The 17,609-nt window shown below is 72.6% G+C and carries 17 protein-coding genes and 1 pseudogene; 11 read left to right on the top strand and 7 right to left on the bottom strand.

Features of this window, described 5'->3' with window-relative positions; translation table 11 throughout:
- The first annotated feature begins 12 nt into the window (after positions 1-12).
- From pheS to AB0472_RS03705, 5 genes are all read left to right on the top strand, one after another.
- The gene (gene pheS, locus AB0472_RS03685) at positions 13-1,134 is read left to right on the top strand and encodes a phenylalanine--tRNA ligase subunit alpha (RefSeq protein ID WP_366353067.1); all 1,122 of its coding nucleotides are present in this window, start codon (positions 13-15) and stop codon (positions 1,132-1,134) included.
- Positions 1,134-3,647, top strand: a complete 2,514-nt coding sequence (pheT, locus tag AB0472_RS03690) for a phenylalanine--tRNA ligase subunit beta (protein ID WP_366353069.1) — start codon at positions 1,134-1,136, stop codon at positions 3,645-3,647. Before pheS ends, pheT begins: the two co-directional genes overlap by 1 nt.
- Before the next feature lie 294 nt (positions 3,648-3,941).
- Positions 3,942-5,012, top strand: a complete 1,071-nt coding sequence (locus AB0472_RS03695) for a PP2C family protein-serine/threonine phosphatase (RefSeq protein ID WP_366353071.1) — start codon at positions 3,942-3,944, stop codon at positions 5,010-5,012.
- Between the two features lie 221 nt (positions 5,013-5,233).
- Complete coding sequence (locus AB0472_RS03700) at positions 5,234-6,583, top strand: transcriptional regulator (RefSeq protein ID WP_366353073.1); 1,350 nt, start codon at positions 5,234-5,236, stop codon at positions 6,581-6,583.
- Positions 6,584-6,639: 56 nt separating this feature from the next.
- Positions 6,640-7,176, top strand: a complete 537-nt coding sequence (locus AB0472_RS03705) for an NUDIX hydrolase (protein WP_366353074.1) — start codon at positions 6,640-6,642, stop codon at positions 7,174-7,176.
- Between the two features lie 11 nt (positions 7,177-7,187).
- On the opposite strand, the gene AB0472_RS03710 is transcribed toward AB0472_RS03705, so the two are convergent.
- Positions 7,188-7,445 (bottom strand): hypothetical protein, encoded by a 258-nt coding sequence (locus AB0472_RS03710; protein WP_366353076.1) that lies wholly within the window; start codon positions 7,443-7,445, stop codon positions 7,188-7,190.
- A gap of 220 nt (positions 7,446-7,665) precedes the next feature.
- Positions 7,666-8,526 (bottom strand): 3-hydroxybutyryl-CoA dehydrogenase, encoded by an 861-nt coding sequence (locus tag AB0472_RS03715; protein ID WP_366353077.1) that lies wholly within the window; start codon positions 8,524-8,526, stop codon positions 7,666-7,668.
- Positions 8,527-8,697: 171 nt separating this feature from the next.
- On the opposite strand from AB0472_RS03715, the gene AB0472_RS03720 reads away from it, so the two are divergent.
- Positions 8,698-9,978, top strand: coding sequence for a family 10 glycosylhydrolase (locus AB0472_RS03720; protein WP_366353079.1), 1,281 nt, complete (start codon positions 8,698-8,700; stop codon positions 9,976-9,978).
- Between the two features lie 98 nt (positions 9,979-10,076).
- Here the strand turns inward: AB0472_RS03720 and AB0472_RS03725 are convergent, their stop codons facing one another.
- The gene (locus AB0472_RS03725) at positions 10,077-10,277 is read right to left on the bottom strand and encodes a DUF1918 domain-containing protein (protein ID WP_366353081.1); all 201 of its coding nucleotides are present in this window, start codon (positions 10,275-10,277) and stop codon (positions 10,077-10,079) included.
- Between the two features lie 13 nt (positions 10,278-10,290).
- A complete protein-coding gene (locus tag AB0472_RS03730) occupies positions 10,291-11,241 on the bottom strand; it encodes a DMT family transporter (protein ID WP_366353082.1) in 951 nt (316 codons plus the stop codon).
- Here AB0472_RS03730 and AB0472_RS03735 point away from each other — a divergent pair.
- The 3 genes from AB0472_RS03735 (at position 11,240) to AB0472_RS03745 (ending at position 13,885) form a co-directional block, all read left to right on the top strand.
- The gene (locus AB0472_RS03735; RefSeq protein WP_366353084.1) at positions 11,240-12,685 is read left to right on the top strand and encodes a PLP-dependent aminotransferase family protein; all 1,446 of its coding nucleotides are present in this window, start codon (positions 11,240-11,242) and stop codon (positions 12,683-12,685) included. The genes AB0472_RS03730 and AB0472_RS03735 overlap by 2 nt on opposite strands.
- Before the next feature lie 43 nt (positions 12,686-12,728).
- A complete protein-coding gene (locus AB0472_RS03740) occupies positions 12,729-13,175 on the top strand; it encodes a GNAT family N-acetyltransferase (protein WP_366353086.1) in 447 nt (148 codons plus the stop codon).
- A gap of 116 nt (positions 13,176-13,291) precedes the next feature.
- Complete coding sequence (locus AB0472_RS03745; protein ID WP_366353087.1) at positions 13,292-13,885, top strand: histidine phosphatase family protein; 594 nt, start codon at positions 13,292-13,294, stop codon at positions 13,883-13,885.
- 258 nt (positions 13,886-14,143) lie between these two features.
- Here AB0472_RS03745 and AB0472_RS03750 read toward each other — a convergent pair whose 3' ends face one another.
- Positions 14,144-14,584, bottom strand: coding sequence for a DUF6314 family protein (locus tag AB0472_RS03750; protein WP_366353088.1), 441 nt, complete (start codon positions 14,582-14,584; stop codon positions 14,144-14,146).
- A gap of 56 nt (positions 14,585-14,640) precedes the next feature.
- Here AB0472_RS03750 and AB0472_RS03755 point away from each other — a divergent pair.
- Positions 14,641-14,961, top strand: a pseudogene (locus tag AB0472_RS03755) (alpha-L-arabinofuranosidase C-terminal domain-containing protein); the annotation flags it as partial.
- Here AB0472_RS03755 and AB0472_RS03760 read toward each other — a convergent pair.
- Together AB0472_RS03760 and AB0472_RS03765 are read right to left on the bottom strand one after the other, a co-directional pair.
- The gene (locus AB0472_RS03760) at positions 14,951-15,385 is read right to left on the bottom strand and encodes a carboxymuconolactone decarboxylase family protein (protein ID WP_366353090.1); all 435 of its coding nucleotides are present in this window, start codon (positions 15,383-15,385) and stop codon (positions 14,951-14,953) included. The pseudogene AB0472_RS03755 and the gene AB0472_RS03760 overlap by 11 nt on opposite strands.
- Before the next feature lie 98 nt (positions 15,386-15,483).
- Complete coding sequence (locus AB0472_RS03765) at positions 15,484-16,389, bottom strand: LysR family transcriptional regulator (protein ID WP_366353091.1); 906 nt, start codon at positions 16,387-16,389, stop codon at positions 15,484-15,486.
- 81 nt (positions 16,390-16,470) lie between these two features.
- On the opposite strand from AB0472_RS03765, the gene AB0472_RS03770 reads away from it, so the two are divergent.
- Positions 16,471-17,406, top strand: coding sequence for a DMT family transporter (locus AB0472_RS03770; protein WP_366353092.1), 936 nt, complete (start codon positions 16,471-16,473; stop codon positions 17,404-17,406).
- Positions 17,407-17,609: the final 203 nt, after the last annotated feature.

Here is a 17,609-nt window from a genome sequence, read left to right on the forward strand (position 1 = left end):
GCACGGGAAGAGATGTCGGCACCCAATAAGTCGTACGACCCTGTCGAGGTCGAGGCGTTGAAACCGGACGAGATCGACCGCATGCGGGACGAGGCGCTCGCCGCCTTCGCCGCAGCGAGTTCCCTCGACGCGCTCCAGGAGGCGAAGGTCGCCCACACCGGCGGCACCTCCCCGCTGGCCCTCGCCAACCGCGAGATCGGCGCCCTGCCCCCGCACGCCAAGGCGGCCGCCGGAAAGCTGGTCGGCCAGGCCCGCGGCGCCGTGAACAAGGCCCTCGCGGGCCGCCAGGAGGAGCTGGAGGCCGAGCGTGACGCCCGGGTGCTGGTCGAGGAGGCGGTGGACGTCACACTGCCCCACGACCGGGTCCCGGCCGGCGCCCGCCACCCGCTGACCACCCTGTCCGACCGCATCGAGGACATCTTCGTGGCCATGGGCTACGAGGTCGCCGAGGGCCCGCAGGTCGAGGCCGAGTGGTTCAACTTCGACGCCCTCAACATCGGCCCGGACCACCCGGCCCGCGGTGAGGCGGACACCTTCTTCGTGCAGGGACCCGAGGGCGGCACCGAGTCCGGTGTCGTGCTGCGCACCCACACCTCCCCGGTCCAGATCCGCTCGCTGCTCGACCGCGAGCTGCCGGTGTACGTGATCTGCCCCGGCCGGGTGTACCGCACCGACGAGCTGGACGCCACGCACACCCCGGTCTTCCACCAGGTCGAGCTGCTCGCCGTGGACGAGGGCCTGACCATGGCGGACCTCAAGGGCACCCTGGACCACATGGTCCAGTCGCTCTTCGGCCCCGGCATGAAGACCCGGCTGCGGCCGAACTTCTTCCCCTTCACCGAGCCCAGCGCCGAGATGGACATGCTGTGCTACGTCTGCAAGGGCGAGTCCGTCGGCAACCCCGACCGCCCCTGCCGTACCTGCTCCTCGGAGGGCTGGATCGAGCTGGGCGGCTGCGGCATGGTCAACCCGCGGGTGCTCACCGCCTGCGGCGTCGACCCGGAGAAGTACAGCGGCTTCGCCTTCGGGTTCGGCATCGAGCGGATGCTGATGTTCCGCCACAACGTCGAGGACATGCGAGACATGGTCGAGGGTGACGTCCGGTTCACCCGGCCGTTCGGGATGGAGATCTGATGCGGGTCCCGCTTTCCTGGCTGCGGGAGTACGTCGACCTGCCGGCCACCGAGACCGGCCGCGACGTGCAGGCCAAGCTGATTTCGGGCGGTCTGGAGGTCGAGACCGTCGAGCAGCTCGGCGACGGCCTCAAGGGCCCCCTGGTGGTCGGCCGGGTGCTGACCATCGAGGAGCTGGAGGGCTTCAAGAAGCCGATCCGCTTCTGCACCGTCGACGTCGGCACCGCCAACGGCACCGGCGAGCCCCAGGAGATCGTCTGCGGCGCCCGCAACTTCGCCGTCGGCGACAAGGTCGTGGTCGTGCTCCCGGGCGCGGTGCTCCCCGGCGACTTCGCCATCGCCGCGCGCAAGACGTACGGCAGGACCTCGCACGGCATGATCTGCTCCAGCGGCGAGCTGGGCATGGGCGACGACGGCACCCACGGCATCATCGTGCTGCCGCCGGAGACCGAGGTCGGCAAGGACGCCATCGAGCTCCTGGAGCTGGTCGACGAGGTCCTGGACATCGCCGTCACCGCCAACCGCGGCGACTGCCTGTCCATCCGCGGCGTGGCCCGTGAGGCCGCCATCGCCTACGGCCTGCCGCTGCGCGACCCGGCCCTTCTCGACGTGCCCGGGCCGAACGCCTTCGGCTACCCGGTCCAGGTCCTGGACCCGCTCGGCTGCGACCGCTTCACCGCGCGCACCGTCACCGGCCTGAGCCCCGAGGCCCGCTCCCCGATCTGGCTGCAGCGCCGCCTGCAGAAGGTCGGCATGCGCCCGATCTCCCTGGCCGTCGACGTCACCAACTACGTGATGATGGAGCTCGGCCAGCCGCTGCACGCCTACGACCGCAAGCTGGTCCAGGGCACCATCGGCGTCCGCCGTGCGGCCGAGGGCGAGAAGATCGTCACCCTCGACGGCACCGAGCGGAAGCTGCACGCCGAGGACCTGGTGATCACCGACGACCGCGGCCCGATCGGCCTCGCGGGCGTCATGGGCGGCGCCAACACCGAGATCGCCGACCACGCGGACGAGGAGAACGCCACCACCGACGTGGTCATCGAGGCGGCCCACTTCGACGCCGTCGCCATCGCGCGCACCGCCCGCCGCCACAAGCTGTCCTCGGAGGCCTCCCGCCGCTTCGAGCGCGGGGTCGACCCGCAGGCAGCGGCCGCCGCCGCACAGCGCACGGTCGACCTGCTGGTGCTGCTCGCGGGCGGCGCCGCCGAGGCCGGCGTCACCGAGGTCATCGCGCCGTCCGGGCCGCACACCATCGCCCTCGCGGCGAACCACCCGGACCGGGTCGCGGGCGTCGAGTACGGCCGGGAGACCGTCGTGCGCCGCCTCCAGGAGGTGGGCTGCGACGTCTACGGGCAGGACGAGCTGCTCGTCACCGTGCCGTCCTGGCGGCCCGACCTGCTGGAGCAGAACGACCTGGCCGAAGAGGTCATCCGCCTGGAGGGCTACGAGAACCTGCCCTCCACGCTGCCCAAGCCGCCGTCCGGCCGGGGCCTGACCCACCGGCAGCGGCTGCACCGCCGGGTGGGCCGCGCGCTCGCCGGGGCCGGCTACGTCGAGGCGCCGAACTACCCGTTCGTCAGCGAGCAGGTCTTCGACCAGCTGGGCCTGGCCGCCGACGACCCGGCCCGCCGCGTCGTCCGGCTGACCAACCCGCTCAACGACGAGGAGCCCGCGCTCCGCACCTCGCTGCTGCCGGGCCTGCTCGGTGCGCTCCGGCGCAACGACGGGCGCGGTGCGCACGACCTGGCGCTGTTCGAGACCGGCCTGGTCTTCCTGCCGCGCCCGGAGCAGGGCATCGCCGGTCACCTGCCGGTCGACCGCCGCCCGACCGACGCGGAACTCGCCTCGCTCGACGCCGTGCTGCCCGAGCAGCCGCGCCACGTCGCCGTCGTCCTCGCGGGCGCCCGCGAGCAGGCCGGCTGGTGGGGCAAGGGCCGTCCGGCCGACTGGGCCGACGCGGTCGAGGCGGGGCGCGCGGTCGCGCGTGAGGCCGGGGCCGAGCTGATCGTGCGGTCCGGGCAGTACGGGCCGTGGCACCCCGGCCGGTGCGCCGAGCTGGTCGTCGTCGCCGACGGCGCGGAGCGGGTCGTGGGCCACGCCGGTGAGCTGCACCCGCGCGTCGTCAAGGCGCTGGGGCTGCCCGCGCGCACCTGCGCGATGGAGCTGGACCTGGACGCGCTGGAACAGGTGGGCGACGGTACGCCGCAGGCGCCGAGCATCTCCACCTTCCCGGTGGCCACGCAGGATGTCGCCCTCGTGGTGGACAAGCCGGTGCCGGCGGCGGAGGTCGAGGCGGCGCTGCGTGAGGGTGCCGGTGAACTCCTCGAGGCGATCCGGCTGTTCGACGTCTACGAGAACGCTGCGCAGCTCGGCGAGGAGAAGAAGTCGCTGGCGTATGCGTTGCGGTTCCGGGCCGGTGACCGGACGTTGACCGTCGAAGAGGCGTCGGCTGCTCGCGATGCGGCTGTCGCCCTTGCGGGGGAGCGTACGGGAGCGGTGCTGCGGGGCTAGGCGCCGTAGGGGGACTGCTGTCGGCCGGCTGCGGGTTGTGTGTGGCTGGTCGCGCAGTTCCTCCCCCGGCCTTCGGCCGGCGGTACCCCCAGCGCCCCTGACGGGGCGCTGTCTCCCGCGGCGTGAAACATGTACTGCCACCTGCATAAATGCGGGTGTCCTGGTGGTGGTCACTCATTCGGGTGAGATCCATCCGGGACATGGCCCAGTAGGGGCATGCCGTCGACAGAATCGGACCGGCCTTTCGGGGTCGGTCCGTCTGTTCTGTCAGGCGCCTACATGGGGGCCATCGGCATGATCCGCACGAACTCACGGCCCAGACGCCGCGCCCTCGTCCTGGGATTGCCCACGGTGTGGGGTGCCGTCGCGGTCGGCTACAAACTCGGATGCCCGCTGGCCGAACAGCACGGGCTCGGCGCGCGCATCGTCACCAGCGCCGTGTTCTTCGCGGTCGGCACCGGGCTCGTACTCCACGTCCGTCACACCCTGCTCAGGGAGTTGCGGCAGGCCCGCATGGTCGCCGGCGCCGCGCAGAGCGTCCTGCTGCGCCCGTTGCCGCCCCGGCTCGCCGGGCTGAACCTGGCGGCCGCCCAGCTCTCCGCCGACCGGGGTGCGAGCATCGGCGGCGATCTCTACGAGGCCGTCGCCACCGAGCACGGCGTACGGGTCGTGATGGGCGACGTGCGCGGGCACGGGCTGTCGGCGATCGGTACGGTCGCCGCCGTCCTCGGCAGCTTCCGCGAGGCCGCCCACGACGAACCCGGACTGGACCGGGTACTGGGCCGCCTGGACCGCGCCCTCGCCCGACACCTACGAGAACGAGCCAGAGCCGAACACCCGTCCAGCGGCCAGGACCCGGACGGCCCGGTGGCCGAGGAGTTCGTCACGCTGCTGCTCCTGGAGATCGCCGGAGACGGCGAGCTCAGCGCCCTCAACTGCGGCCATCCATGGCCGTACCTGATCAGCGGGTCCGGGGTCGAGCTGCTGTCGCGGGCAGAGCCGCTGCCGCCGCTCGGGCCGTTCCCCCTGCCCTCTGACCTGGCTGCCACGCCCTGCGGTCGGCTGCTGGCCGACGAGTCCCTGGTCCTGTACACGGACGGTGCCGAGGACGCCAGGGATGCCCGAGGCCGCTTCTTCTCCCTGCCGAAGGCCCTCGCGGAAGCGGTACGAAGCCGCCCGTTCTCCCCGCAGACCATCCTCCGCACGGTCTTCACCGCTCTGCTCAACCACACGGCGGGCCGCCCCACCGACGACATCGCCCTCCTGGTGCTCCGTAACGAACGCACGCACCAACACGCCTGCTCGGGGGCGCGGGGAACTGCGCGACCAGCCACGACGCACCCGCAGTCGACGAACTACCTCTGACGGTCCCCCTTTCCGCTCGTCGGCCGAGCCGACGGCCAGGCCACCGCACTGTACGAGGGGGGAGCCGGCGGCCCGGCCGGCCTCTTGCGAGGCAGTTCAGTCAACCGGCCCGACACGCTCCGCGACAGCGCGCGCACGCTACGGATCCAGGCACTTCGTTCACACCCCGTGTGAACGCACTCGCACTACGCTGACGGCACCAGGCCACTCGGGGGGCATCCATGCAGCCCAACTCTCTGCTCGACGCGATCCTGGACGAGGCGGGGATCTCGCACGCGGGTCTCGCCGCCCACGTCAACCAGGCGGGCCGCGCCCGTGGACTCTCGCTGCGTTACGAACACACCGCCGTCGCCCGGTGGCTGAAGGGCCAGCGGCCGCGCGGCCAGGTGCCCGACCTGATCTGCGAGGTGCTCGCGGCCCGGTTGCACCGGCCGGTCACCCTCGACGACATCGGCCTCGGGGTACCCGGCGAGCCCAGCGTCCCGCACGCCACCTCGCTCTCCGGCTTCGTCGAACGGGCCACCGCGCTGTGGCGCTCCGACGAACAGCAGCGCCCGCACATACTCGGCGCCCCCGCCGTCACCGGCACGCCCGCCGTGATGCCGGTGTGGGAGTGGGAGAACCCTCCGGAGGACGTCGACGTCTCGCGGGGCGGGCGGCACCGGGTCACCCCGGCCGACCTGGAGATGCTGCGCGCCGCCCGGGCACACTACGAGCAGATGTACCGCAAGGCCGGCGGCATGGCCACCCGCACCAGGATCGTCGGCTTCCTCAACGCCGAGGCGGCGCCACTGCTGCGCGGCAGCTACACCGATGCCACGGGCCGTCAACTGCACCGCGCCACCGGCGGACTGGTGGCGATCGCCGGCATCTGCGCCTACGACTCCGACGCCCACGGCCTCGCCCAGCGCTACTTCCACCAGGCGCTGCGCCTGTCGAAGGCCAGCGGCGACCGCGGACTCGGCGCCTACGTCATCGCGCTCCTCGTCAACCAGGCGCTGTACATGCGGGAGTTCCGGCAGGCCGTCGCCTTCGCGGAGGCCGCGCTGCGCACCGCGGGCAAGCACATCACCCCCGCCCTCGCCTCCGACCTCTACGCGATGCAGGCGAAGGCGTACGCCCACCTCGGCGACGGCACGAGCGCGTTGTCCTGCATCCGGCGGGCCGAGTCCGCCGCCGAACGCATCCGGCGGGGCCACGAGCCCGACGAGACCGGCTATGTCCAGCCCGGCCTGGTCAACGTACAGGTGGCCGAGGCGCTGCTCAGCCTCGGCGAGCTCGCCGCCGCCCGGGAGCATGCCGCGGCCGCCGTGGACAACCCCGCCCACGACCGCGGGCGGGTACACCGGCTCGCCATGCTGAGCACCATCGAACTGCGCCAGGGGAACGCCGAGAACGCGGTGGCCACGGCCGTGCAGATGGCCGAGCAGGCCCGCGGGATGGAGTCGCAGCGCCTGCGCGACAGACTCCGCGCGGTACGCGAGCACCTGGTGCGCAGCGGCGGTGCCGGAACCGCCGAGGCCGCCGAGCTGATCGACGGCGCACTGCGCGTACCGCTCCAGGCGCGGTAGGCCTTCGAAGCCGCTGCTGCGATATTGCCACTTACTCGGCGGAAGGTGGCAGAACCGTGCAGTGGGCGAAACAGAACGAACAAACTGTGTATGAAAACCGCTGGTTCAGCGTGAATCTCGCTGATGTCGAGCTGCCGGACGGCCGGCACCTCGACCACTTCGTGATAAGGCTGCGGCCCGTGGCCGTGGCGACGGTGGTCAACGGGGCGGACGAGGTCCTCCTCCTGTGGCGCCACCGTTTCATCACCGACAGCTGGGGCTGGGAACTCGCGGCGGGAGTCGTCGAGGACGGCGAGGACATCGCCGTCGCGGCCGCCAGGGAACTGGAGGAGGAGACCGGCTGGCGGCCGGGAACCCTGCACCATCTCATGACCGTGGAGCCGTCCAACGGCCTCACCGACGCCCGGCACCACATCTACTGGTCCGACGAGGGCGAGTACGTCGGACACCCCGTGGACGACTTCGAGTCGGACCGCCGGGAGTGGGTCCCTCTCAAGCTCGTCCCGGACATGATCGCCCGCGGGGAGGTCCCGGCCGCCAACATGGCGGCCGCGTTACTGCTGCTGCACCACATGAGGCTCACCGACGACTAGGACGGACCCGGTCAGTGGGCCAGTGCCTGCCAGACCGTGACGACGAGAGCGCCCAGTGCGGTGAGCGCGGCGAGGGACGGCAGGGGCCAGCGGGCGTGTTCCAGCGACGCCAGGCGGATGTTGAGCTCGTCCAGTTCCTTGGCGGTCTCCTTGGTGCGGTGGCTGAGCAGGTTCAGTCCTCCCTCGACCTGGGCGTAAGCCACATCGAGGCGACGACGTAACTCTGCGAGTTCTCCTTGGACCACGGGATGCTCCGGTTCGGTGGTCACGGGTCCGCTCCTTTGCGTGATCGAGGGTGTGGTTCCGCATCCCTTTGCATGCGCATGAAGAGTGAACTCGCCTGGTGAGCGCGTGGGGAGAGTGTGCGAAGGGCATATGCGTGCCCAGCGCGCACACGGAGTGTGAAACACGCGGGCCCGGCACCGCAGCGGTGCCGGGCCCGTGGCGCGTCGCTCCCCGTAGTCGTCGGGGTGCGCCGACCGCGCGTGATCAGCCGTACGTGTAGAACCCCGACCCGGTCTTCCGGCCCAGCCGGCCGGCCTCGACCATGCGCTGGAGCAGCGGGGGAGCGGCGTACAGCGGCTCCTTGTACTCGGCGTACATGCTGTTCGCGATGGAGACGATGGTGTCCAGGCCGATCAGGTCGGACAGCCGCAGCGGGCCCATCGGGTGGGCGCAGCCCATCTCCATGCCGTTGTCGATGTCCTCGCGGCTCGCGATGCCGGACTCGAACATCCGGATGGACGAGAGCAGGTACGGCACCAGCAGCGCGTTGACCACGAAGCCCGAGCGGTCCTGGGCGCGGATCGCGTGCTTGCCGAGCACCTTCTCGGCGAACATCTGGGCGCGGCTGAGGGTGCCCTCGGACGTGGTGAGCGCCGGGATCAGCTCGACCAGCTTCTGCACCGGGGCCGGGTTGAAGAAGTGGACGCCGATGACGTGGTCGGGACGGGAGGTGGCGACGGCCAGCTTCACCAGCGGGATCGAGGAGGTGTTGGAGGCCAGGATCGCGTCCGGGCGGGTCACCACCTGGTCGAGCACCTGGAAGATCTCCGTCTTCACCTGCTCGTTCTCGACGACGGCCTCGATCACCAGGTCACGGTCGGCGAACTCGCCGAGGTCCGTGGTGAAGCTGAGCCGGGCGAGCGTGGCGTCCCGCTCCGCCTCGCTGATCTTGCCGCGTTCGGCGGCCTTGGTCAGGGAGTTGTGCAGCCGGGTGCGGCCGATCTCCAGGGCTTCGCCGGTGGTCTCGGCGACGCGCACGTCCAGACCGGCGCGGGCGGCGACCTCGGCGATGCCCGCTCCCATCTGGCCGCAGCCCACGACTCCGACCTTCTCGATGTCGGTCACATCGTCCCCTTCGCTGGTCTACGAGCGGCCGGCAGGACCTCCGGATCCGGCGCCTGCTCCGTTCGAGCACGTTACCCGTAAGTATCGATGATCGATCGTCCGGGTGCGGGCATCCTGTGCCGCGGAGGCGATCCGTGACCAAGCGGATCCGGAGAGTGAGAGGGTCTTACGATGGCACGAGTGTCTCGCAGGGCGTTCGCGTCGGCGGCCCTGGCCGTGCTGGCGTCGGCAGCACCCGGCGTGGCCGCGCCGGCCGGACGGCCGCCCCGCCGGGCGGTCACCGAGATGCGCGGCATGTGGCTCGCCACCGTCTCCAACCGCGACTGGCCCTCCCGCACCGGACTGTCGGCGTCCGCCCAGCGCAAGGAGCTGACCGCCCTCCTCGACAAGGCCGTCGACCACCGGCTCAACGCCGTGATGTTCCAGGTACGGCCCACCGCCGACGCGTTCTGGCCCTCGCCCTACGAGCCCTGGTCGCAGTACCTCACCGGCACCCAGGGCCAGGACCCCGGCTGGGACCCGCTGGGCACCGCCGTCGAGGAGGCCCACGCCCGGGGGCTGCAGCTGCACGCCTGGTTCAACCCGTACCGGATCGCCAACGACACCGACCCGGGCAGGCTGGTGGCCTCCCACCCGGCCCGCAAACACCCGGACTGGGTGGTGCGGTACGGCGGCAGGCTCTACTACAACCCGGGCATCCCGGCCGTCCGTGCCTTCGTGGAGCAGGCGATCCTCGACGCGGTCGCCAGGTACCCGGTGGACGCGGTCCACTTCGACGACTACTTCTACCCGTACCCGGTGGCCGGCCAGACCTTCGACGACGACGACTCGTACGACACCCACGGCGGCGACTTCTCGTCCCGGGCGGCCTGGCGGCGGGACAACATCGACAAGCTGGTCACCGAGATCGCCGCCGGGGTGAAGAAGCTGCGACCCGGCACCCGGTTCGGGATCAGCCCGTTCGCGGTGTGGCGCAACGCCGCCACCGACCCGCGCGGCTCCGACACCAGGGCGGGCGTCGAGACGTACGACGACCTGTACGCCGACACCCGGACATGGGTGCAGAAGAACTGGATCGACTACATCGTCCCGCAGGTGTACTGGCAGATCGGCAACGCCGCCGCCGACTACGCCAAGGTGGTCGACTGGTGGGCGGGCGTGGCCAAGGGGTCAGGAACCCGGCTGTACATCGGCGAGGCGCTCTACCAGGCGGGGGCCGCCGGCGCCGCCGCGGCCTGGCAGGACCCGGCCGAACTGTCCCGCCACCTCACCCTGGCCGACAGGTACCCGCAGGTCGGCGGCCACGTGTACTTCGCGGCCAAGGACGTCGCCGCCGACCGCATCGGCGCCCTCTCCCGGGTGGTCACCGACCACTACCAGCAGCCGGCGACCGCACCGAGCCGACACGTCCGCCACGGTCCCGCAGCGCCCCGCAAGGGGCGCTGGGGGTAACCCCGGCCGAAGGCTGGGGCATGAACCGCGCGAGCAGCCACGACGGCGCCGCAGCCCACCGACGGCAGACGCACATCGCGGCCGTTCCAGCGGAGCGCTCAGCGTTGTTCGTGGATCTCCCGGTGCCTGACCTGGCAGTCGGGACCGGGGGACATGATGGCCTCGTGGCCGTCCTCGAAGCGGACCCGGTAGGGCGGGTTGCCCTCGGGGCCGAGTACCTGGACGACTTCCGAGACCTGGTCGTGCTGTCCGACCACCCTGCCGTGCTGGACAAGCTGGTCGCCCTCGGATGCACGCATCTCCAGGGCCTCCTCACGATCGCGATCGTTGGGTGACGGCGATGCACACGAGCACGGCGGCGGCCGTGAGTGGAGCGGCCGCGGTGAGGTGCTCGCCCAGCAGCAGCACCGACCACACCAGTGTGAGCAGCGGCTGGGCCAACTGCAACTGGCTGGCCCTCGGAATGCCGACGGCCGCCATCCCCCGGTACCAGACCACCAGGCCCAGGAACTGCGAGCCCGCCGCCACCCACAGCACCCCGGCCACCCCGTGCGCGTTCCAGACGACCGGCTCGTACGACAGCGCGAGCACGGCGGCCGGCACGGTCAGCGGCAGGCAGCCCACCAGCGCCCAGCCGATGACCTGCCAGCCCGGCATGATCCGGGCCAGCCGGCCGCCCTCGGTGTATCCGGCCGCGCACACCACGAGGGCCGCGAACAGGTAGCCGTCGGCGGCCGTGAGCTCCCCGCCGCTCTGGGTGACCGTGAACGCCAGCACGGCCACCGCACCGGCCAGGGCCGCCGCCCAGAAGGTGCGGGACGGGCGGATTCCCATGCGCAGGGCCGAGAAGAGGGCGGTGGTCAGCGGGAGCAGGCCGACCACCACGGCCGCGTGCGAGGTGGTCGAGGTCTCCAGGGCGAGCGTGGTCAGCAGCGGGAAGCCGACCACGACCCCGGCCGCGACGACCGCCAGCCCCGCCCGGTGCCGGCGCTCGGGCGGCCGTACCCGCAGGAACAGCAGGCAGCCGCCCGCCATGGCCGCCGCGAGCACACTCCGCACCGCCACCAGCGCCCACGGCCCGAAGCCCTCCAGACCCCAGGCCGTGGCCGGGAAGGTGAGGGAGAAGGCGACGACACCGAGCGCGGCCTGGAGGGTGCCGAGGCGAGGGGAGGAGTCGGCGGCCGGGGCAGGGGCCGGGGTGTCGGCCGCCGGCGTGCCGACCGCTATCGAAGTCGGACCGGTAGCGCTACTCTGTGCTCTCATGCAAGAGCGTAGCAGCGTGGTGGAACTGGCGGAACAGCTGCGGCGGGACCTCGACCGCTACTCGACAGGTGGAAAGCTCCCGTCGAGCCGGGCCCTCGTCGAACGGTTCCGGGTCTCTCCGGTGACCGTCTCCCGGGCGCTCGCCCAGCTGGTCGCGGAGGGGCTGGTCGTCACCCGGCCCGGCGCCGGCGCCTTCAAGGCCCCGCCGCGCACCGCGGCCGAGCCCGCCGGGGACACCTCCTGGCAGGAGGTGGCGCTCAGTGCGGACGGCGCCCTCGACGTGGTCCCGCGCACCGTCGACGCCTCCGGGGTCACGGTGTGCCTCGCCGCCCCGCCGCCGGGCGTGCTGGAGCTCAGCGGCGGCTACCTGCACGCCTCCCTGGAACCCGAGCGCGCGATGGCGGCGGCGCTGGCGCGGGCCGGCCGCCGCCCCGGCGCCTGGGGGCGGCCGCCGCTCGAAGGCCTCCCCGAGCTGCGTGAGTGGTTCGCCCGGGACATCGGCGGCGCCCTCACGGCCGCCGAGGTGCTGGTCGCGTCCGGCGGCCAGTCCGCCCTGGCGACCGCCCTGCGCGCACTCGCCCCGCCCGGCGCCCCGGTCCTGGTCGAGTCGCCCACCTACCCGGGGATGCTCGCGATCGCCCGTGCCGCCGGCCTCCGCCCGGTCCCGGTCCCGGTCGACCCCGACGGCGTGAAACCCGCCCTCCTCGCCGACGCCTTCAAGGCCACCGGCGCCCGGGTCTTCGTCTGCCAGCCCCTCTTCCAGAACCCGACCGGCGCCGTCCTCGCCCCGGACCGCCGCGCCGAGGTGCTGACCATCGCCCGCCGGGCCGGCGCGTTCGTGGTCGAGGACGACTACGTACGACGGCTGGTGCACGCGGACGCGGGCCCGCTGCCCCGCCCGCTGGCCGCCGACGACCCCGACGGGGTCGTCGTCCACGTCGGCTCGCTCACCAAGGCCACCTCGCCGAGCTTCCGGGTGGCCGCCCTGGCCGCCCGCGGCCCGGTCCTGGAACGGCTGCGCGCCATCCAGATCGTCGACACCTTCTTCGTCCCCCGCCCGCTCCAGGAGGCCGCCCTGGAACTCGTGGGCTCCCCGGCCTGGCCCCGCCACCTGCGCAACCTCGCCGCCGAGCTGAAGACCCGCCGCGACACCCTCACCGGCGCCCTCGCCCAGCACATCCCCGAACTCGCCCTCCCGTACATCCCCTCCGGCGGCTACCACCTCTGGCCGCGCCTCCCCGACGGCACCGACGACACCACCCTGACCGCCGCCGCGCTGCGCGCCGGGGTCGCCATCACCCCCGGCCGTCCGTACTTCAGCGCCGAGGCCCCGGCCGCCCACGTCCGTCTGAGCTTCGCCGCGGTCGCGGGGACCGGGGAGATCCTGGAGGGGGTACGACGGCTGCGGGCCGCCTGCGACGAGGTGCTGCGTCCCGGACCCTGAAATCCGATCGACGCCGGCCGGCCCGACCGGCGAGGATCCCCGCATGAGCGACGCACCCGGCCTCCCCGAGGGCTACGAGTTCTCCGCCGACACCGACCGCGTGGACGTCGAGCGGGTCCACCGCTGGCTGTCCACCGACGCCTACTGGGCGACCGGCCGCCCGCTGGACCAGCACCGGCGCGCGATGGCGGGCTCGCTCAACTTCGGGGTCTACGACACCGTCACCGGGGAGCAGGTGGCGTACGCGCGCGTGGTGACCGACCAGGCGCTGTTCGCCTGGCTCTGCGACGTCTACGTCGACCCTTCGGTGCGCGGCAAGGGTGTCGGCACCGCGCTGGTCGGCGCGGTCCGTGAGCACCTGCGGCCGTCCGGCGTGCGGCGCGTGCTGCTGGCGACCCACGACGCCCACGGGGTCTACAGGAAGCTCGGATTCGCCCCGCTCGAACACCCGGACCAGTGGATGGCGCTCTACTACCCGTCGCCCGGATGACATTCCGGCTGACTTGTCGGACTCCTCCTGACCTTTGGGTAACGTTTCCTCCACGTCCGCCAACTCACCGCCCGATCGCCCTTGACCTGCGCACATGCGCGTCACACCATCGCCGCATGCCACTTCGGGTCACGTTCGTCGCGGCCGCGCGCAGCTCACCGCTGCTCGCGGAGCGCTTCCAGGACGACCGCCCGCTGGACCAGGCGGGCTGGGACGAGGTGCAGCGCGTCGCCGGCGAGCTCCTGCCGCTCGCGGCGGCCGAGCTGCGCTACTGCTCGCCGACGCCGCGCAGCCGCGCGACCGGCGACGTCCTGGGCTATGCCCCGCTGGTCCAGCTCGCGCTGCGCGACTGCGACATGGGCCGCTGGCGCGGGCTGACGCTGGGCGAGGCGATGGCCAGGGAGCCGGACCAGGTGGACGCCTGGCTCTCCGACCCGATCGGCGCCCCGCACGGCGGCGAGTCGCTGCTGGCCTTCATCACCCGGGTCGGCGGCTGGCTCGACACCCGCCCGGTGGGCGACGGCGACCGTATCGTCGCCGTCGCGGAGCCCTCGGTGATCCGGGCCGCGCTCGTCTACGTCCTCAAGGCGCCGCCCGCGACCTACTGGAACATCGACGTACGCCCGCTCTCGACGGTCACGGTGACGGGCCGGGGCGGCCGCTGGAACCTGCGGTTCGACCCGTCGCCGGCTCAGGCCTCCCGTACGTAGGCGCTCCGCCGGGTGGGCCGAATCGGGTCGTCGGCCGGGTGCGGCGCCGTCGTGGCTGGTCGCGCAGTCGCGCAGTTCCTCCTCCGGCCTTCGGCCGGGGGGTGACCCGGAGTCGTACCCGGCGGCGGTCGTGGTGACCCGCTTGCCGTCCGGCAGCCGTACCGCCACCGGCGCGAACCGCTGCCCGACCACGAGCCCCACGCCCCGGGTTACCCCCGGCCTACGGCCGGGGGTAACCCGAGCGCCCCTTCGGGGGCGCTACCGGCGGGTGTAGTCGGTTGTGAGGAGCAGGTCCTTGGCCGGGCCCGCCACGCGCCATGCCGTGCGCCAGTGGTCGGTGTCCTGGACGGTGAACTCGCCGCGGTAGAGATCGGCCGAGCAGGGATGGTCGGCGACGTGGTGGCCCGACGTCAGGTCCAGGGTGTGGAACGGGCGGTCGTCGGCGAAGCGTACGTCCGCCGCGCCGGGATGCGGGCCGGGCAGGAAGCGCAGGGTGCGTTCGGCGGGGCGGGCCACGCCCTGCCAGGTGAACGTGCCCGACTCCCGGTGCAGCAGGCCGCCGCCGTCCAGGAGGCTGAAGAGCGTGGCCCCCTCGAAGCGGCCCTCGGCCCCGCTCGCCAGATCGCGCACGGTCCGGTCCACCCGCCACGGCCCGGCCAGATGGGCCAGCACATCCGCCACCGGCCAGAACTCGCCCACGGTCATCCCTTCGTCGGCCCACAACCCTACGCGCCCCCGCCTCCGGCCACGGGCCCGGTCAGGAGTGGGGCGGCTTCACCGACGACAAGGCTGCCGAGCCGTTCCGGCAGGTCGTCACCGAGGACCGGAGGACCGGCGACCTGATCGTCAGGGTCGTCAACGCCCGGCCGGCGGCGGCCCGTACCGCCGTCGACCTCGGCGGCGCCCAGGTCGCCCGGAAGGCCAGGGTGACCACGCTCGCGGCCGAGCCCGGTGCGGTGAACACCGAGACGTCCGCCGCGGTCGCCCCGGTCACGTCCACCTTCACCGGGGTCGCCGACCGGTTCACGTACACCTTCCCGGCGAACTCGGTCACCTTCGTGCGGATCAGGCAGAGGTGGCGTCCGGCGCGGGCTGCTGTCCGACCGGCAGCAGCCCGCGTTCGGCGAAGACCTTCCTGGCGACCATGGTGGCGTTGAGCGCCTTGGGAAAACCGCAGTACCCGGCGGAGTGCAGCAGCGCCTCGACGATCTCCTCGGGCGTGAGCCCCGCGTTGAGGGAGAAGTTGATGTGCACCTCCAGCTGGGGTTCGCAGCCGCCCAGTGCGGTGAGCATGCCCAGCGTCACCAACTGCCGGTCCCGGGGCACCAGCTGGGGCCTGGAATAGATCTCCCCGAAGCCCCAGGCGACCACCTGGTGGCCCAGTTCGGGGCTGATGTCCGCCAGGCTGTCGAGGACGCGCGGCCCGGTGCCGCCGTCCACCCGGCCCATGACGTCGAGGCCGTGGGCGAAGCGCTCGTCGCGGGTGGTGCTCTCGCTCATGTCGGTTCTTCCGTTCTCTGCGGACACGGTCTCGTCGGAAACGGTCAGGACACGAACGCTAGGAGTTGGAGCGCGCTCCAGGTCAAGGCGGGGGACGGTCACCTCGACGTGCCGCGGACGATGTCCGCGGCCGCGACGAGTTCGCCGAGAACGGTGCGCACCGCCCTGCGGGCCGTGCGCTCGGGGCGGTGGAGAACGTCGATGTGGCGGTGGGCCACGATGCCCGCGAGGGGGCGGAGGGTGATGCCGGGGTGCGGGCGGGAGGTCCAGCGGGGCATGAGGGCGACTCCGCCGCCCGCGGCGACCACCTCCGCGACCACGGCGGTCTCGTTGACCCGGTGCACGATGTCGACCCGGCGCCCGGCCGCCGCCGCGATGGCCTCGACCGTGGCCAGCAGCGGGAAGCCGTCGTGCACGGTGATCCAGGGCTGGTCGGCGACGTCGTGCGCGGTCAGGGCGTCCCGGGCGGCCAGCGGGTGACCGGCGGGCAGGGCGATGTCGAGCGGTTCCCGCAGCAGCGGGGTGGCCGTGGCGGTCCGGGGCCAGGGCGGGGCGTGGTCCAGACGGTGGGCCAGGACCAGGTCGTAGGTGCGGGTCAGGGGCGCGAAACCGGACTGGGCCACGTCCTCGTCGTGGAGGGCGAGCCGGGGGGATCCCGGCCCGGGCAGCCGTCGTAGCAGCAGGGGGAAGAACGCGGCGGCTCCGCTGTGGAAGGCGGACAGCGACACCGTGCCGTCGGGTTCGTCGACGTACGCGTCGATGGTGTGGCGGGCCCGGGCCAGCGCGGTCTCCACGCCGATCGCCGCGTCCGCGAGGGCCTGTCCGGCCGGGGTGAGGACCAGCCGGCGGCCTGCCCGCTCGGTGAGCGGGACCGGGATCGAACGCTGGAGCAGCCGCAGCTGCTGCGAGACGGCCGAGGGCGTCACCCGCAGCGCCTCGGCGGCGGCCGTGACACTGCCCAGTTCGCCCAGCTCCCGCAGGACCCGCAGCTGACGTTCGTCCACGGTGTGAGTGTAGCTTTGCTAAAGGGTTGGTTGAGAAGGTCGTCGTTTACTTCAACGTGCGGGGCGTGGATCGTGAACGGCATGCCGACCACCCGCCGTATCGACGTGGTGCTCCTGGCCGTCGCCGTCGTCTGGGGCTCCAGCTATCTGACGGCGAAGACGGCCACGGACGCCCTGCCCGTCCCGACCGTCCTCTTCGTGCGCTACGCCGTCGGGGCGCTCGCGTGCGCGCTCCTGCTGCTGCGGTCCCGCGGCGCGGCAGGCCGGCTCACCCGGGACGAGAAGGTCTACGGCGCTCTGCTCGGCCTCACCCAGGCCGCCGTCCTCGTCCTGGAGACGTACGGCGTCGCCCACACCAGCGCCGGGAACGCGGGCCTGATCATCAGCCTCACCCTGGTCCTCACCCCCGTCCTGGACCGGGTCGGTCTGCCGGGACGGTTCTTCCTCGCCGCCGGGGTGTGCCTCGCGGGTGTCGGGCTGCTCGTCTCCGGGAACGGGCTGGGTGCCCCCGGAACGGGTGACCTGCTGATGCTCGCGGCGGCCGTGGTGCGCGCCGGCCACGTGGTGCTGGTGGGCCGGGTGGCCGCGGGCCGGACCCTGCGCCCACTGCAGCTGACCGCCGTGCAGTGCGCCGTCGGCGCCGCGCTGTTCCTGCTGCCCGCGGCACCGGGACTGCCGGCGTCGGCCCGGGTCGGCGCCGCCACCTGGGCCCAGCTCCTCTACCTGGCCCTCTTCTGCGGTCTGTTCGCCTTCCTCGCCCAGACCTGGGCGGTCCAGCACACCTCCGCGACCCGGGCCGGACTCCTGCTGGGCACCGAGCCGGTGTGGGCCCTGCTGGTCGGCACCGCCCTCGGCGGTGAGCGGCTCACCGTCCTCTCCGTTCTCGGGGCCGCCCTCGTCGTCTCGGGGACGTACTGGGGTCAGGCCGTCGAACGCGCACATCGCGGACGGTTCACGCCGGCGGCCCGTGACGCGGCCCCGCACCGTGCCGGTACCGGCCTCACACAGGCGAGTTAACCTGCGAAACATTTCTCGGAAAGCTGCCGTTTCCTTTGAGGTCGCGAATTCTTTCCCATAATGCACTCGGATTCGGAATTCGACCTATTACTTCACCGGCGCGACACAACCATCCGGAACCTCGACCCGTCTAAGTCGGCGAAACACCGACCTGCGGGGAGTGACGACCCCGTTTTTTATCTGGGGGCCGCACAGAATGAATC

The sequence above is a fragment of the Streptomyces sp. NPDC086777 genome, assembly GCF_040702065.1.
Lineage (GTDB): Bacteria > Actinomycetota > Actinomycetes > Streptomycetales > Streptomycetaceae > Streptomyces.

What these genes read in the sequence shown, in the direction of transcription:
- AB0472_RS03730 (WP_366353082.1), bottom strand. Translation starts at nt 11,241, where the DNA reads ATGAGAGCACAGAGTAGCGCTACCGGTCCGACTTCGATAGCGGTCGGC.
- AB0472_RS03720 (WP_366353079.1), top strand. Translation starts at nt 8,698, where the DNA reads ATGGCACGAGTGTCTCGCAGGGCGTTCGCGTCGGCGGCCCTGGCCGTG.
- AB0472_RS03760 (WP_366353090.1), bottom strand. Translation starts at nt 15,385, where the DNA reads ATGAGCGAGAGCACCACCCGCGACGAGCGCTTCGCCCACGGCCTCGAC.
- AB0472_RS03740 (WP_366353086.1), top strand. Translation starts at nt 12,729, where the DNA reads ATGAGCGACGCACCCGGCCTCCCCGAGGGCTACGAGTTCTCCGCCGAC.
- pheT (WP_366353069.1), top strand. Translation starts at nt 1,134, where the DNA reads ATGCGGGTCCCGCTTTCCTGGCTGCGGGAGTACGTCGACCTGCCGGCC.
- AB0472_RS03745 (WP_366353087.1), top strand. Translation starts at nt 13,292, where the DNA reads ATGCCACTTCGGGTCACGTTCGTCGCGGCCGCGCGCAGCTCACCGCTG.
- pheS (WP_366353067.1), top strand. Translation starts at nt 13, where the DNA reads ATGTCGGCACCCAATAAGTCGTACGACCCTGTCGAGGTCGAGGCGTTG.
- AB0472_RS03695 (WP_366353071.1), top strand. Translation starts at nt 3,942, where the DNA reads ATGATCCGCACGAACTCACGGCCCAGACGCCGCGCCCTCGTCCTGGGA.
- AB0472_RS03735 (WP_366353084.1), top strand. Translation starts at nt 11,240, where the DNA reads ATGCAAGAGCGTAGCAGCGTGGTGGAACTGGCGGAACAGCTGCGGCGG.
- AB0472_RS03700 (WP_366353073.1), top strand. Translation starts at nt 5,234, where the DNA reads ATGCAGCCCAACTCTCTGCTCGACGCGATCCTGGACGAGGCGGGGATC.
- AB0472_RS03770 (WP_366353092.1), top strand. Translation starts at nt 16,471, where the DNA reads ATGCCGACCACCCGCCGTATCGACGTGGTGCTCCTGGCCGTCGCCGTC.
- AB0472_RS03725 (WP_366353081.1), bottom strand. Translation starts at nt 10,277, where the DNA reads ATGCGTGCATCCGAGGGCGACCAGCTTGTCCAGCACGGCAGGGTGGTC.